This is a genomic window from Streptomyces alboniger (genome assembly GCF_008704395.1).
Lineage (GTDB): Bacteria > Actinomycetota > Actinomycetes > Streptomycetales > Streptomycetaceae > Streptomyces > Streptomyces alboniger.
In genome coordinates this window covers 448,311-461,516 of the sequence record NZ_CP023695.1, presented here as the reverse complement: position 1 = coordinate 461,516, position 13,206 = coordinate 448,311, and the positions used below count along the sequence as shown (strand labels likewise).

At 69.0% G+C, this 13,206-nt stretch carries 14 protein-coding genes and 1 pseudogene; 7 read left to right on the top strand and 8 right to left on the bottom strand.

What is annotated here, in order from left to right; all coding sequences use genetic code 11:
- Nucleotides 1-165 precede the first annotated feature (165 nt).
- Complete coding sequence (locus CP975_RS02015) at nt 166-456, bottom strand: hypothetical protein (RefSeq protein WP_055528167.1); 291 nt, start codon at nt 454-456, stop codon at nt 166-168.
- A gap of 27 nt (nt 457-483) precedes the next feature.
- On the bottom strand, nt 484-1,437 hold the full coding sequence (locus tag CP975_RS02010) for a hypothetical protein (protein WP_055528169.1): 954 nt from the start codon (nt 1,435-1,437) through the stop codon (nt 484-486).
- 266 nt (nt 1,438-1,703) lie between these two features.
- On the opposite strand from CP975_RS02010, the gene CP975_RS02005 reads away from it, so the two are divergent.
- The 4 genes from CP975_RS02005 to CP975_RS01990 all read left to right on the top strand — a co-directional run bounded on the left by CP975_RS02005 (nt 1,704) and on the right by CP975_RS01990 (nt 4,839).
- Nucleotides 1,704-2,141, top strand: a complete 438-nt coding sequence (locus tag CP975_RS02005) for an ATP-binding protein (RefSeq protein WP_070321155.1) — start codon at nt 1,704-1,706, stop codon at nt 2,139-2,141.
- A gap of 114 nt (nt 2,142-2,255) precedes the next feature.
- On the top strand, nt 2,256-3,113 hold the full coding sequence (locus CP975_RS02000; protein ID WP_150476504.1) for a SigB/SigF/SigG family RNA polymerase sigma factor: 858 nt from the start codon (nt 2,256-2,258) through the stop codon (nt 3,111-3,113).
- Between the two features lie 855 nt (nt 3,114-3,968).
- A complete protein-coding gene (locus CP975_RS36505) occupies nt 3,969-4,160 on the top strand; it encodes a BBE domain-containing protein (protein ID WP_150477766.1) in 192 nt (63 codons plus the stop codon).
- A 73-nt stretch (nt 4,161-4,233) separates the two neighbouring features.
- Nucleotides 4,234-4,839, top strand: coding sequence for a gamma carbonic anhydrase family protein (locus CP975_RS01990; protein WP_055528170.1), 606 nt, complete (start codon nt 4,234-4,236; stop codon nt 4,837-4,839).
- Between the two features lie 163 nt (nt 4,840-5,002).
- Here the strand turns inward: CP975_RS01990 and CP975_RS36330 are convergent, their stop codons facing one another.
- The 3 genes and pseudogenes from CP975_RS36330 to CP975_RS01980 form a co-directional block, all read right to left on the bottom strand.
- A complete protein-coding gene (locus tag CP975_RS36330; RefSeq protein WP_342788011.1) occupies nt 5,003-5,317 on the bottom strand; it encodes a helix-turn-helix domain-containing protein in 315 nt (104 codons plus the stop codon).
- Between the two features lie 33 nt (nt 5,318-5,350).
- A pseudogene (locus tag CP975_RS36325) lies at nt 5,351-5,617 on the bottom strand (AraC family ligand binding domain-containing protein); the annotation flags it as partial.
- A gap of 115 nt (nt 5,618-5,732) precedes the next feature.
- Nucleotides 5,733-6,392, bottom strand: coding sequence for a DMT family transporter (locus tag CP975_RS01980; RefSeq protein ID WP_055528172.1), 660 nt, complete (start codon nt 6,390-6,392; stop codon nt 5,733-5,735).
- Nucleotides 6,393-6,642: 250 nt separating this feature from the next.
- Between CP975_RS01980 and CP975_RS01975 the strand changes: the two genes are divergently transcribed.
- Nucleotides 6,643-7,638 (top strand): TerC family protein, encoded by a 996-nt coding sequence (locus CP975_RS01975; RefSeq protein ID WP_055528236.1) that lies wholly within the window; start codon nt 6,643-6,645, stop codon nt 7,636-7,638.
- Nucleotides 7,639-7,897: 259 nt separating this feature from the next.
- Here CP975_RS01975 and CP975_RS01965 read toward each other — a convergent pair whose 3' ends face one another.
- A complete protein-coding gene (locus tag CP975_RS01965) occupies nt 7,898-8,344 on the bottom strand; it encodes an Lrp/AsnC family transcriptional regulator (RefSeq protein ID WP_030777110.1) in 447 nt (148 codons plus the stop codon).
- Nucleotides 8,345-8,438: 94 nt separating this feature from the next.
- Here CP975_RS01965 and CP975_RS01960 point away from each other — a divergent pair, with 94 nt between their 5' ends.
- Together CP975_RS01960 and CP975_RS01955 are read left to right on the top strand one after the other, a co-directional pair.
- A complete protein-coding gene (locus tag CP975_RS01960) occupies nt 8,439-8,966 on the top strand; it encodes a rhodanese-like domain-containing protein (RefSeq protein ID WP_055528174.1) in 528 nt (175 codons plus the stop codon).
- 86 nt (nt 8,967-9,052) lie between these two features.
- Nucleotides 9,053-9,898 (top strand): SDR family oxidoreductase, encoded by an 846-nt coding sequence (locus CP975_RS01955; RefSeq protein ID WP_055528175.1) that lies wholly within the window; start codon nt 9,053-9,055, stop codon nt 9,896-9,898.
- A gap of 61 nt (nt 9,899-9,959) precedes the next feature.
- Here CP975_RS01955 and CP975_RS01950 read toward each other — a convergent pair whose 3' ends face one another.
- A complete protein-coding gene (locus CP975_RS01950; protein WP_150477765.1) occupies nt 9,960-11,666 on the bottom strand; it encodes a DUF885 domain-containing protein in 1,707 nt (568 codons plus the stop codon).
- Nucleotides 11,667-11,717: 51 nt separating this feature from the next.
- A complete protein-coding gene (locus tag CP975_RS01945) occupies nt 11,718-13,172 on the bottom strand; it encodes a GNAT family N-acetyltransferase (protein WP_055528177.1) in 1,455 nt (484 codons plus the stop codon).
- Nucleotides 13,173-13,206: the final 34 nt, after the last annotated feature.

Here is a 13,206-nt window from a genome sequence, read left to right as displayed (position 1 = left end):
GCATACCTGGCAGGAGAGCCAGGTTTCCCCCAGTGCTGCTCGTACCGGCTTCGCCATCGAATGAACACCCTTGCCCTTGTCTTGTGGTCGAGACGAGCCTACGGGGGCGGATCACCCCACGGGTCAGGCGGGCCAGGAGGCCCGGCCCGACGGTGGGTGAACTCCTCAGTAGGAGGCGTTCTTCTTGCCTCGTAGGTATGCGCTCTTGCGTCGCGCCGTGGCGACGACGCAGGCGACGACGGCGCCTGTCAGTCCTCCGAAGAGCAGGCCGCCGACGGGGTCGGTGTCATCGGCCCACGAGTCGGCGACAGCGACGGCGCACCATGCCACGCCGACGGCCAGGGCGACGCGGTCACCGTTGAGAGTGCGCCATGCGGACCGTCGATGGGACCGCTTCGTCAGCCAGATCTCGACGAGGACGAAGACGGCGATGAGCGCGAGCCAGAGGAACGTCATCGAGATGCACCTTTCTCCGCAGGAATGTCAGCGGCAGTAGCCGTCGCCCTGCTTGCCCGAGTATTCGCCGGGCTTTCCGTAGCTCTTGATCTTCAGGCACTTCTTGTGGGACTGAGCGATGTTGGCCATCGTGGTGATCGCGGCAACGGTGATTCCGGCGGCGGTGGTGAACCCGGCGGGTATCGACGCGATGATGGTGGCGGCGAGTCCGCCTCCAAGAGCGATCTTCCGGGTCTCACTCTTGTTGAAGTAGACCGTTCCGCTGACGATGCCCCAGGTGTAGTGGGGGTCGGCGACCACGGGGAAGGCTGTGGTGCCGTTGGTGTCAATGCGCTGCACCAGGGTGCCGCCTTCCAGCTTGTAGCTGGTGGCGACGTCCTTGCCGTTGGCGTCCTTGGCCCAGGGTGCCGAGATGGTGCCCTTGAGCACGGTGGAGCCCTCGCCGCTGTCCTGGAAGATGTCGTAGCCGCCGCTGTCGTTGGCGGCCAGGTGCGCCCCGGCCGGCAGTTGGAGGTCAAAACGCTGCTCGGTGGGAGCGTTCTTGTCCTTGAGCGTGACGAGCGTACGGGCACCGCCCTCGGTGGTGGGCTGGACGGCGAGGTCGGTGGAGTCGGCGGCGTCGGGATAGACGATGGTCCCGGAGCCCGCCCGGACGCCCTCGACGCTCTTCGTCTGCGACAGGCCGAGCCCGAATACCGTGCCGTCAGGAGCCGTGGTTCTCACGTTTCCGGTGGCGTCTTCGGGGGCTTGCACGGTCACAGCGCCGCTCTCGGTCTTCGTGACGCTCCGCGCGGCTGCGCCCTGTGCGGCGGAGGAGGCGGCCAAGTCCTGCGTGCCAGTGATCCGCTCGATACCTGCGGCTGCTTTCTGGCTGCGCTGGTCCAGAGTGTCGGCAGAGGCCGTCGGGGCGATCGCGATGACGAGCGAGGTGGCGGTCGCTGCGGCGACCAGGCCGGTCGCGGTGCGCTGACGGTGATTCATGATGCCCTTCCGGTACGACGTTTCCTATGCGTCGGCGCGCGAAGCCGGGTGGAAGCTCCCGCGCCGAGATGATCTTGAAGGACTGTGTCATATGCCGCAGCCGACATGAACGGTGTTTATCGGATCTACATAAGAAATGGGACCAAAGACCCTCGCGAGGGACTTTGGTCCCGACAGCTGGACAACTACGACGGACATGATCGCTCAGAGGTCGGGAAACCCGCATGGCAGCCCTCCGGAGATCCGAGAGCGAAAGGGAGAGTGCCATGGACGCCGAACGCAAGCACCTGCAAGGCGAAGCCGGCCTGAACATCTTGGCCGTCGAACAGACCTGGAATTTCGAGGGTGAACTGAGCGACGTGACGGAGGCGCGCGAGTGCGCGGCCGTCTTCCTTCGTGGTCTGGCGTGTGTGAAGCCGCAGTCCTCACCGGAGGCGCACGACGATGTGCTGCTGGCGGTCACCGAGCTGGCCTCCAACGCCTTCACCTACGCACCCGGACCGTTCAGCCTCCGCCTGTGCGCAGTGGCCGACACCGTCGAGATCGCCCTGACCGATACCAACCCCACGGCGCCGAAGCCCCGTTTCGCCGATCTCACGGGGTGCGGCGGCATTGGGTGGCACCTGATCAACGCCCTCGCCGAGCAGACCATCACCGTGCCGGAAGAGGAGGGCAAGACCGTGCACGCCTTCCTCCCTTGGTGATTGCGCCGAAAGTTCGGCATTCGGACGACTTTTTATGTGTGAGGTGTGGGAAGCAGGGCAGACGATGCCCGCAGAGGGCGGCACGCAGCAATCCGAGAGGGAACGGGACGACGCATGATCACGGTGGCATTCGAAGAGCAGGTGCAGGCGCGCGCTGCGGAGAAGGCTGATGAGCGTGCGTACGTGGATCCGGCATCGGTCGCGCCCAAGGACGCTCGGGCGATCTCCAAGCGGTTCTTCGACCGGCTGGGCGAGCTGGAGGAGGGCACGCACGAGTACCAGTACGTGCGCAACTGCCTGATCGAGATGAATCTGTCCCTGGTGCAGTACGCGGCCTCGCGTTTCAAGCACCGTGGTGCGCAGGAGATGGAGGACATCGTCCAGGTCGGCACGATCGGGCTGATCAAGGCGATCGACCGGTTCGAGCTGAGCCGCGAGGTGGAGTTCACCTCGTTCGCCGTGCCTTACATCACCGGTGAGATCAAACGGTTCTTCCGCGACACCAGCTGGGCCGTCCACGTGCCGCGCCGTCTACAGGAAGCCCGCATCGAACTGTCGAAGGCGACCGAGGAGCTGCGCACGCGGCTGGGCCGCTGGCCCTCGACGGCGGAACTCGCCGAGCTGATGCAGCTGACGCCGGCCGAGGTCTCCGAAGCGCAGCGGGCGTCCAACGGCTATGCCTCTGTCTCGTTGGACGCCGCCATCGGCGGAAAGGACGATGAATCCGACACGGCCCTGGCCGACTTCGTCGGAGTGGAGGAGGACCGCTTCGAGCTGGTGGACAACTTCCACGCCCTGGCCCCCCTCATCGCCGAGCTGGACGACCGCGACCGCCAGGTCATCCACCTGCGCTTCGTCGAGGAGAAGTCCCAGGCGCAGATCGGCGAGATCCTGGGCTGCTCGCAGATGCACGTCTCCCGCCTCATCAGCAGGATCGTCGCCAAGCTCCGCAGCGGACTGGCCACCGACTGACAGCATGAGCCCTGTTCGACCGCTGCATCGACCCGCTCGGTTATGGCGGGCTTCCGGTGATCCGGGCCCCTGCCACCGAACTGATCATGCCCAACTACCGTTGGGGTTCGGCCAATTGACCCACCCCGGCATCTCGCACGAATGTACGTCGTCCGCAGTGCGGTGGACCTGGCAGTCATGCTGGGAACACGGTCTGAGGCGTGCGTACGTCCACACGGGGGTGTTCGGCATAGAGGTCAATTGGAAACTCCTGAGCCCGAGTCTCGACGGTCAGTTGGTGGTCCCGGGCGATGAGCAGTACGAGTGGGTCCGCAAGCCATACGCAGCGGTGGCCACTGCTTCGCCGGGAATTCGTCCACGGACGGCGTGATCGTCGATGTGACGCCGACGGACGACGTGCGCGTCGACGGCGAAACGGCGAGAGTCGGAGCCGGGACGCGCGTATCGGCGCGCTCTCGCGGGCCTTGCAGGAGCACGGCGTGACGGCCCCGTCCGGCTCCTGCCCCAGCGTCGGCATCGGCGGCACCACGCTCGGCGGCGGATCTGCGCCTCCTTGAGCAGTTGGTGGAACGGGTCGGCGCCGTGCCGCGCAGCACCTCGTGCAAGGAACTGTCGTACCGCGAGACGGCCGACTTCCAGGCCGGGCTGCTCAGCGCCGCCAACGAGGTCGTCCCGACCCCGCAGGGGCCGGTCGAGCGGGCAGGGGCACCGCTTCACCAAGTCCGAGTTCTTCAGCCGTCCGCTTCCCGCCGAGGCGGTCGAACGGCTGGTCCACCGTGACCAGCCGTACTCGCTCAAGCACGCCGTACTCGTCGACGGGGAGGCTTCCGGTCACGACAAGCACGCGGCGCACACCTGGGTGACCCGGTCCTGGGGGTCGGTTCACCCCTGGGAGGCGGCACCGTCTACCCGAACTTCCCCGATCCGGAGACTCCGGAGTGGCAACGTGCCTACCACGGAGCCAACTTCGAGCGTCTCACTCAGGTGAAGGCACGGTTCGACCCCGACAACGTCTTCCGCTTCCCGCACTCCATTCCCGTAGCCTGACGCGTTCACACGGGGACGGTCCACGCCGGGACGGTCCACAGCGCAAGCAGCACGGAGAGCAAAGGAAGTAGTCATGTTACGGCAGCTCCGTGGCCATAGCCCCACGGTCCACCCCGAAGCCCGGGTAGCACCCACCGCAGTCGTCTCCGGCGCCGTCACCATCGGCCCCGGTGCCGTGGTCCTCGACGGTGCCGTCATCACCGCGGAATCCGCATCCGTCGAGATCGGTGCCGAGAGCATCGTCATGGAGAACGCGGTCGTGCGCGGCGCCGGATCCCATCCCGCGGTCATCGGGGAGCGGACGATGATCGGGCCCGGCACACACATCACCGGTGCTCGCATCGGGGGCGAGTGCATGATCGCCACGCACAGCAGCGTGTTCAACGGAGCGCACCTGGACGACGGAGTGCTCGTCGCCATCGGCGCCATCGTGCACGTGGGCACGCGCCTCCTGGAAGGCGATCGGGTCCCCATGCAGCACATCGCCGTCGGGGACCCCGCCGAGATCTACCCGCCGGAGCGGGCCGCGGAGGCACACCGGGCCGTGGAACGCATCGGCTTCACCACCCAGGTCTTCGGTCACGACACCGGCGACCTGTCGTTCCGCGAGTCCATGGCGTGGCTGTGCGGCACGTACTCCCGGGCCCTTCGACGTCATGGACACGAGAAGGAGGTGTGACCCCTTCAACACGCTTGCCAGCACAGAGCCGCACAGAGCCGCACGGCGTTGGGGGAGACACACACACCTCTGACAGGCCCGTGCCCCCGGCAGAAACCCGAGGGAGAGCATGAGCAAACTATTCGTGTTGAAAACATGCGTGGCCCAGACCATCCGCTCGCCGTCAGCCGCGCCTCTCGCGAACTCCTGATGGGCCGAGGTCGCCGGACAGGAACTGCCCGAGGGCCCGTGTGCGTTTGGAGACGCGAGTGAAGTGCGCCTCGTCGTAGAAACCGGTCCGGAGGGCCACCTCGGCAGGCTGCACTCCGCTGAACAGCAGCGTCCGCGCCCGCCAGACCCTCAACTGCGTCTGGTAGGCGTGCGGCGGCATGCCCATCGAGGCGGAGAAGGAGCGTACGAGGTGATGCACGCTGATCTCGCAGACCTGGGCGAGTTTCTTGAGCGAGGTGTCCTCACTGACATGGGCCCGCAGACGCACCAGCCACGTGCTCTGAAATCTCTCGCTGCCCGGTAAGCGGGATGCTGCGGTCGGCGAGCCGAGCAGATCCCCCACGACGCCAAGATCGATGTACAGCACGCGGTACCGGTAGCCCTCGGGACCGGCCGAACTTCCGGTGTGGGGCTCGCCCGGCCTGATCATGAACGCGCTCCCGGCGGGCACCACGTGCTAGTTGCCGGCGCACTCTAAGGTGGCGGCTCCCGAGTCGACCAGGGCGAGCGTCATGCCCTCGTGGGCATGACGGGCATACCGGTGCCGGCGGAACGACGCGTGCAGCACCTCGATACCTGTCACGGGCGGGCGCCAGAGGACCGCCGGTCCACACGGCGCTGCCCGCCCTCCGGCTTGGTCGATGCAAAGGTCGGGGACATACGTCCCAGGCTAGCCAGGGTCTTCAGCCCCTTGGTCGTGCGGGAGCACCTGACGCCACTTCCTCCAGTACACGGTCGCCGCAGTTGTCGTCAGCAGTCTCACGCCGCGGCTGCCGGCTCAGCAGGAGCAGCCCCACGAAGATCGCCGCGGCCCCGGCCACCTGCGCCGCCGAGGGCCGTTCGTGCAACACGACGAAAGCCAGGATCACAGCGGCCAGAGGTTCCGCGAGGTTGAGCGTGGCCACGGCGGTCGCCGACACCGTCTGCAGTCCTCTGGCGTTGAGCAGGAGCAGCACACCGGACAAGGCGACGGCTATCGTCGTGACTTCGGTGACCGGAGCGCCCGCGTCGAGCAGTTGGCGGCTGAGCACCGTGTACGGAGACACGCTGCTTCCGGCGGTCAGGCACATGAACCCCAGCAGGTCGGCTCTGGTCTCTCCCACCGCACCGCTCGACGCGAGCAGGCCGGCGATGGCCAGGGCGGTCGCCACGTACCAGCGGCCGACGGGCTTCTCCTTGCGGAGCAGATAGGCGACGATGCCGGTGGCAACAGGCACCGTGGCCACCGTGACGATCGAGCCCATGGAGACACCGAGCCGACTTATCCCGCTGAAGTAGCACCCCTGGTAGAGGGCGACCGAAGCCCCGAGCAGCAGCGTGGTGCCCGGGAGCGACCGTGTCACCGCGAAGACCCCGTTGTTTCATGCGGCGTTGACTCTTCACTCCGGTCATGGTGACCGGCACCCCGTGATTATTGATCACATAGTGCTACGACGTCGCCGTGCAGTCCTGTACGAAATTGATGCGCCGCTCCACATGCCGCCGGGGGCGAAATGCCGGACACTTCCCTTATGGGAGTCGGCATCGGGGTCGGCATCGGGGTCGGCATCGGAGTCCGCGTACGTCGCGCGGGCCATGGTCGGGGTGCTCGGCGTGCTTGAGGTCCCGCTCTGGCTGTGGGCGGCGTTCGCCGCGACGGTGGTCGTGTCGTTGGTGGTGGATCTGCTGGCCCACCGCACCGCGCATGTCATCGGTTTCAAGGAAGCCGCCGCCTGGAGCGGCCTGTGGGTGAGCCTCGCCCTGATCTTCGGCGCTGTCGTATTCCTCGTCCTCGGCTCGACCGCCGGCACCGAGTACACGACGGCGTGGCTGCTGGAGAAGAGCCTCTCGGTCGACAACCTCTTCGTCTTCGCCGTGATCTTCGCCTACTTCAAGGTGCCCCGCGCGTACCAGCACCGCGTGCTGTTCTTCGGTGTCATCGGAGCGCTCGTCTTCCGGGGGATCTTCCTCTCCCTCGGCGTGGCCGTGGTCAGCCGTTTCACCGCGGTGCTCTTCGTCTTCGCGGCCGTGCTCTTCTACAGCACCTACAAACTCCTCAAGGACGAAGACGAGAGCTTCGACCCGGGCAAGAGCTTCGCCGTGCGGATGCTCCGCAAACTCATCCCCGTACGGGACGAGTACGCCGGGGCGAAGTTCTTCGTCAAGGAGGCCGGCAGGAGGATGGCGACTCCGCTGCTCGCGGTGGTCGCGGCGATCGAGGCCGCCGACCTGATCTTCGCCGTCGACAGCGTCCCCGCCGTGCTCGCGGTCAGCGATGATGCTTTCATCGTCTACACCAGCAACGCGTTCGCGATCCTCGGCCTACGGGCCCTCTACTTCATGCTCGCCGGCCTCCTGGACCGCTTCCACTACCTGAGCAAGGGCCTGGCGATCATTCTCGCCTTCATCGGCGTCAAGCTCATCCTCCAGGCATCCCACAAGCTGATCAGTCCGGGCATCCCGGAGATCCCCTCACCGATCAGCCTCGCGGTCATCGTCGTCGTGCTGACGGGTTCCGTGGTGCTCAGCCTCAGAAGACCCGCCCCGGCGGACGTCGCGGAACGGACCGATCCGGAGCCCCCCGCCGTGCCGCCGGACCGGGACGCTTGACCCCCGCCGCGCGGGCCGGGAGGGGCACTTTCCAGGAGGTCGAAACGGGCATATCGTAAATAAATGGTCAAAAGGATGCGTAACTCCGAAGCGTACCTGTGTCCGGCCTGTAAGCATCCCGTGCCGGTCGCCGTCCACCGCCGCAAGTCCCTCGGCGTCTTCGTTCCTGTATGGGGCCCCCGGGCGCGTGCCGGAACCGCGACTGCGCCGACTTTCGGTTGGACCCCAGACGCAAGCACTCGTCGGCCCGGTGCGGAGCTCAGCGCCCCAGCGGGCGCCTCGTCAGGGGAGAGGAGTAGACGACGCTCGTCGTCACCGACCCCAGCGCGCCGATCCGCCCCGAGACCTCCTCCAGGTGGTTCATCGAACGCGCGGCGACCTTGATGACGAAACAGTCGTCGCCGGTGACGTGGTGCGCCTCCAGGATCTCCGGGGTCGCCTCCACCAGGTCGTGGAACGGCTTGTAGTTCCCGGTCGGATAGCGCAGCCGGACGAACGCGAGGATGGGAAGACCGAGCCGCTCCGGGTCGACCACGGCCGCGTAGCCCTGGATGACCCCCGCTTCCTCCAGGCGCCGCACGCGCTCGGTGACGGCGCTCGGGGACATCGAGACGGCGCGCGCCAGCTCGGCGTAGCTGGCTCGGCCCTCGCGCTGGAGGACGTCGAGGATGCGCCAGTCGGTGGCGTCCGTGGAATAACCGGTCATGCCCGAGAGGAAACAGGGAAATCCCCGGCCGATCAAGAGGGATGCCGGGGATCGCTGCTTCAGGCTTCCGGTCAGCAGGCATAGATTTTCTGTCATGAACAACGCGAAAGCGCAGGTCAGCGCCCCTACCTCCGTATCGTCCGGCTCGACCGCCGACGCCACGAATTCGGTCCTGCGGGTCCCGCCGGCCTCCCCGGCCGCGGCCGCCGCCTATTTCGGGGCGAGCCTCGCTTTCCACGCCGATGTCTCGGACGTGGCGTCCGCGCTGGCCGCCGACGGCGCCCCCGGCTTCGTCGTGATCGACACCCGTTCCACCGCGTCCTGGGACCAGGGCCACGTCCCGGGTGCGCTCCACCTACCCACCGTGCTCATCCTGGAACAGGCCGAGGCGCTCCTCGACAAGTCGGTGCCGGTGGTGACCTACTGCTGGGGGCCCGGTTGCAACGGCGCGACCCGCGCGGCCCTCGCCCTCGCCCAACTGGGCTTCCAGGTCAAGGAGATGCTGGGCGGCTTCGAGTACTGGGTGCGGGAGGGCTTCGCGTTCGAGACCTGGGAGGGCCCGGAGCGGCGCACCCCGGACGCGCTCACGGCTCCCGTCGGCGGGGACGACTGCGGCTGCTGATGGCACGGGCACCGACGCCGTGGTGAGCACTCAGCCCCGTTGAAATGCCGTGCGCAGCACAGCCTCGGCGCCCATCATGAGGAGTCATGCCGCACCTGCCGCCTCCCTCGCCCGCCCAACTCCGCCGCGATCCCCTTCCGTTGCGCGGCCGTACCGCTCTCGTCACCGGGGCCAGCCGACGCGCCGGCATCGGGTACGCGGTGGCGCGTCGGCTCGCCGCCTATGGAGCCGGGGTGTATCTGCACCACCACGTGCCCCACGATGACGCCATGCCCTGGGGCGCGGACCGGCCGGACGACGTCGTCGAGGGCGTGCGTGAGGCGCTCGGCGACCCGGACGCGACGGTGTGCGCGGGACCCGGCGACCTGGCGGAGCCCTCCGCGCCGGCCGAGCTGATCGGCACGGCGGCCGACGCGCTCGGCGGACGGCTCGACATCCTCGTCGCCAACCACGCGCTGAGCGGTGGCGACGGTCCCCTCGACGCCGTCGACGCCGCCATGCTCGACGCGCACTGGGCGGTCGACACCCGCTCCGTGATCCTGCTCGTCCAGGCGTACGCCCGGCTGCGCGCCCGGTCGGCGCCCCGGACCCCCGGCGGGCGCGTCGTGCTGATGACCTCCGGGCAGGACATCGCGGGCGGCATGCCGGACGAGATCGCGTACGGTCTGCAGAAGGGCGCGCTGGCCTCGGCGACCCGTTCGCTCGCCACCGGCCTCGCCGACCTCGCCATCACCGTGAACTGCGTCAACCCGGGCCCCGTGGACACCGATTACCTCACAGGCGAGGCCTACGCGCAGGTCGAGGCCCGCTTTCCGGCCGGCCGCTGGGGGATGCCCGACGACCCGGCCCGGCTCATCGCCTGGCTCGCCACCGACGAGGCGGCCTGGATCACCGGCCAGGTCATCGACTCCGAGGGCGGCTTCCGCCGCTGACCAGCCTTTGGGGGCGGCGGCGCGGGTACGCCCGTAGGCGCCCGCCCGCCGCCCCTCCCCGTCACAGCGCGGACAGTTCGTCCACCAGGTCGTCCAGACCGAGCGAGCCCTGGGAAAGCGCCGCCATGTGCCACGCCTTGGCGTCGAACGCGTCGCCGTGGCGGCGGCGCGCGTTCTCACGGCCGAGGAGCCAGGCACGCTCACCCAGCTTGTAGCCGATCGCCTGGCCGGGAATCGTGAGGTAACGCGTCAGCTCGCTCGCGACGTAGTCCGTCGGACGGCTGCAATGCGCGTCGTAGAACTCCTGCGCCAGGTCCGGCGTCCAGCGCTCACCCGGGTGGAAGGGGGAGTCCGCCGGGATCTCCAGCTCCAGGTGCATGCCGATGTCGACGATCACCCGCAGCGCGCGCATCATCTGGGCGTCCAGATAGCCGAGCCTGCGCTCGGGGTCCGTGAGGAACCCCAGCTCGTCCATGAGCCGCTCCGCGTACAGCGCCCAGCCCTCGGCGTTGGCGCTGACGATGCCGACGGTCGCCTGATAGCGGGAGAGGTTCTCCGCGACGTGCGCCCACTGCGCCAGCTGGAGGTGATGGCCGGGCACGCCCTCGTGGTACCAGGTGGAGACGAGGTCGTAGACGGGGAAGCTGGTGTCACCCATGGTCGGCAGCCAGGTGCGGCCGGGGCGTGAGAAGTCCTCGGACGGGGCCGTGTAGTAAGGGGCGGCGGCGCCGCCCGGCGGGGCGATGTGCGACTCCACCTTCCGTACCCGCGCGGCGAGTTCGAAGTGCGTGCCGTCCAGCGCCTCGATCGCCTCGTTCATCAGTTCCTGGAGCCAGGCCCGCACCTCCTCCACGCCCTCGATGCGGGTCCCGTGCTCGTCGAGGTGGGCGAGCGCCACCCACGGCGTGGCCGCGCCCGGCAGGATCTTCTCGGCCTCGGTCCGCATCTCCGCGAGCAGCCGGTGGAACTCCGACCAGCCGTACGCGTAGGCCTCGTCGAGATCCAGGTCGGCGCCGTTGAAGTAGCGGGCCAGGACCCCGTAGCGCTCGCGGCCCACGGTGTCGGGGGAGCCCTCGATCGAGGGTGCGTACACCTCCCGCATCCAGTCGCGCAGCGCCACGACGGAGGCCGTGGCGGCGCGCGCCGCGGTGTCAAGCTCGGCGCGGAGCGCCTCCGGACCTGCGGAGGCGAACTCCTCGAACCAGCCACGGCCGTCTGCCCCGGGCTCCTCGCCCGCCCACTCGGTGAGCTGCTCGATGAACGTGGCCGTGGGGCGCGGCGCGCCGAACAGCTTGCGGTCGAGACCGAGTTCGAGCGAGGCGCGATAGCCCTCGAACGCGGTCGGCACGGCTCGCAGCCGTTCGGCGATCGCCGCCCAGTCCTCCTCGGTCTCCATGGGCGTCACGGTGAAGATCTCGCGCACCGCGTGCGGAACCGTGTGCAGATTGCCGACCCAGCGCAGCTCTTCACCCGTGTCGTGCAAGGCGAGTTCGGCGGTGAGCCGCTCCCGCAGCAGCCGTCCGCAACGGCGCTCGATCTCGCTGTCGGCGCCCGGCCGGGCTTCGGCCTCGTCGAGCCGGACCAGGGTCGTCCGCGCCAGCCGGGCGACGGCGTCCCGGCCCGCGGGCGAGGTGTCGGGCAGCTTGCCGCTGCTCTCCCGCACACCGAGATAGGTGCCGATGATGGGGTCCAGGGCGATGAGTTCGTCGACGTAGGAGTCGGCGACCTCGCGAGGCAGGGGGCCGGTGTTCGGATGCGGGTTCTTCATGGCTGACATGCGGACATCCTCGTACGAGGGGAGGGTGCGCGTCACCATGATTCAGCGGAGGTTTCGTGCGGGGCGATCCTCACTAGGCGGCAGCTGCGAACCGCCGGGCGTCGCGTCGAGGCGGGCCGTGATCACCAGCGTGCCCTCCTCGATCTGGTAGTCGAGCGGCAGGCCGAGCCCGCGCATCGCGGCGACCATGCCCGTGTTGGACGCCTGCGTGACCGCGTACACGCTCTCGCAACCCGCCTCGACCGCCAATGACACGAGGCGACGGAGGAGTTGGCCGCCGATGCCGCGCCGCTGCCAGTCGTCCTCGACGAGCAGTGCGATCTCGGTCTCGTCGCCGTCCCAGAGCAGATGGCCGATGCCGACGATCCGGCCGGAGGCGGTCTGCACCGCGAGGGTGCGGCCGAACCTCGGGCTGAGCAGGTGGCAGAGGTAGCGGTCGGCGTCCCGCACCGGGCCGTGGTAGCGCATGCTCAGCGTGCGCCGCGAGCAGCGGTCGTGCATGGCCTTGGCGGCCCCGACGTCGGCCGTGTCGGCCCGGCGCAGGGTGATGGAGTTGCCCTCGGGCAGCGTCAGCACGTCCTGGCCGCGCGGAATGCGCGGGCCGAGCCGCGTGTCGAGTTCCACCAGCGCACGCGCGCGAGCGAACTCCGTGGGTGTGAACGGCAGATACGGCCGCTCCACGCTGATCACTTCACCCTCCGGACCCTTGAGCCGCAGCACCGTCCCTTCGAGTACGCCGTCGCCCGGGACCGTCTCCTCGGGCGCCGTCCCGCCCCCGCCCCCGCGCCTGACCGCCCGCGTCCCGGCGGGCAGTGACCGGATGGTGCAGCGGCCCAGGAGCTGCCGCAGCGCCAGCGGCAGCTCCGCCGCGTCCAGGGCGGTGCGGGTGGCCAGGCCCAGGATGCGGGTGGGGGCGTCCACAAGGTCATGGGCGTCGGCGCGTTCGATCCAGGTCCCGGTGCCGCCCGCCTGCGAGATCGACCGGGTGATCTCCGCGGCATCCAGCGCCTCGGGGGTGCGCAGCAGGAACTCGTCGACCGTGCCCTCGGCCAGCGGGTGCGCCTGGAGGCTCAGGATGTCCACCCGCCGACCGGCGAGCGCCACGCACAGCGCGGCCAGCGAACCCGGCTCGTCTCGTACGGTCGTACGCATCCGCCACAGCGTCGTCGCCCCGGACGGGCCGGGGGAGGACTCGGCCGGGGTCGCGGAGGTGGTGGGCCCGGCCTGTTCCGCGACGGCGGGCGGCCGGGCGCCGGTATCGTGCGGACTCGGCGGGGCGTGGTTGTGGCGCCGCGCCCACCAGATGTGGAACCCGGCCGTGGCGAGCAGCACCACGGCCGAGATCACGAGCAGGGCGGGCCCGTCGGGGCCGTGCCCGATCGAGTTCGCCACGGTGTCCGCCACCGCGACGGCGGTGAACAGGGCGGCCAGCTCGACCACGTCGCGCCGCCAGTGGTGAACGGGGCGACCGTGCTTGGTCCGTGTCACGTCAGACATCTCAGCTCTCATACGGACACTCTGCGGGACCGGT

Bases quoted from the DNA above. Each gene is read 5' to 3' on its own strand.
- CP975_RS01990 (WP_055528170.1), top strand. From the start codon at position 4,234: ATGTTACGGCAGCTCCGTGGCCATAGCCCCACGGTCCACCCCGAAGCC.
- CP975_RS02010 (WP_055528169.1), bottom strand. From the start codon at position 1,437: ATGAATCACCGTCAGCGCACCGCGACCGGCCTGGTCGCCGCAGCGACC.
- CP975_RS01945 (WP_055528177.1), bottom strand. From the start codon at position 13,172: ATGTCTGACGTGACACGGACCAAGCACGGTCGCCCCGTTCACCACTGG.
- CP975_RS01955 (WP_055528175.1), top strand. From the start codon at position 9,053: ATGCCGCACCTGCCGCCTCCCTCGCCCGCCCAACTCCGCCGCGATCCC.
- CP975_RS02000 (WP_150476504.1), top strand. From the start codon at position 2,256: ATGATCACGGTGGCATTCGAAGAGCAGGTGCAGGCGCGCGCTGCGGAG.
- CP975_RS01965 (WP_030777110.1), bottom strand. From the start codon at position 8,344: ATGACCGGTTATTCCACGGACGCCACCGACTGGCGCATCCTCGACGTC.
- CP975_RS02005 (WP_070321155.1), top strand. From the start codon at position 1,704: ATGGACGCCGAACGCAAGCACCTGCAAGGCGAAGCCGGCCTGAACATC.
- CP975_RS01950 (WP_150477765.1), bottom strand. From the start codon at position 11,666: ATGAAGAACCCGCATCCGAACACCGGCCCCCTGCCTCGCGAGGTCGCC.
- CP975_RS02015 (WP_055528167.1), bottom strand. From the start codon at position 456: ATGACGTTCCTCTGGCTCGCGCTCATCGCCGTCTTCGTCCTCGTCGAG.
- CP975_RS01960 (WP_055528174.1), top strand. From the start codon at position 8,439: ATGAACAACGCGAAAGCGCAGGTCAGCGCCCCTACCTCCGTATCGTCC.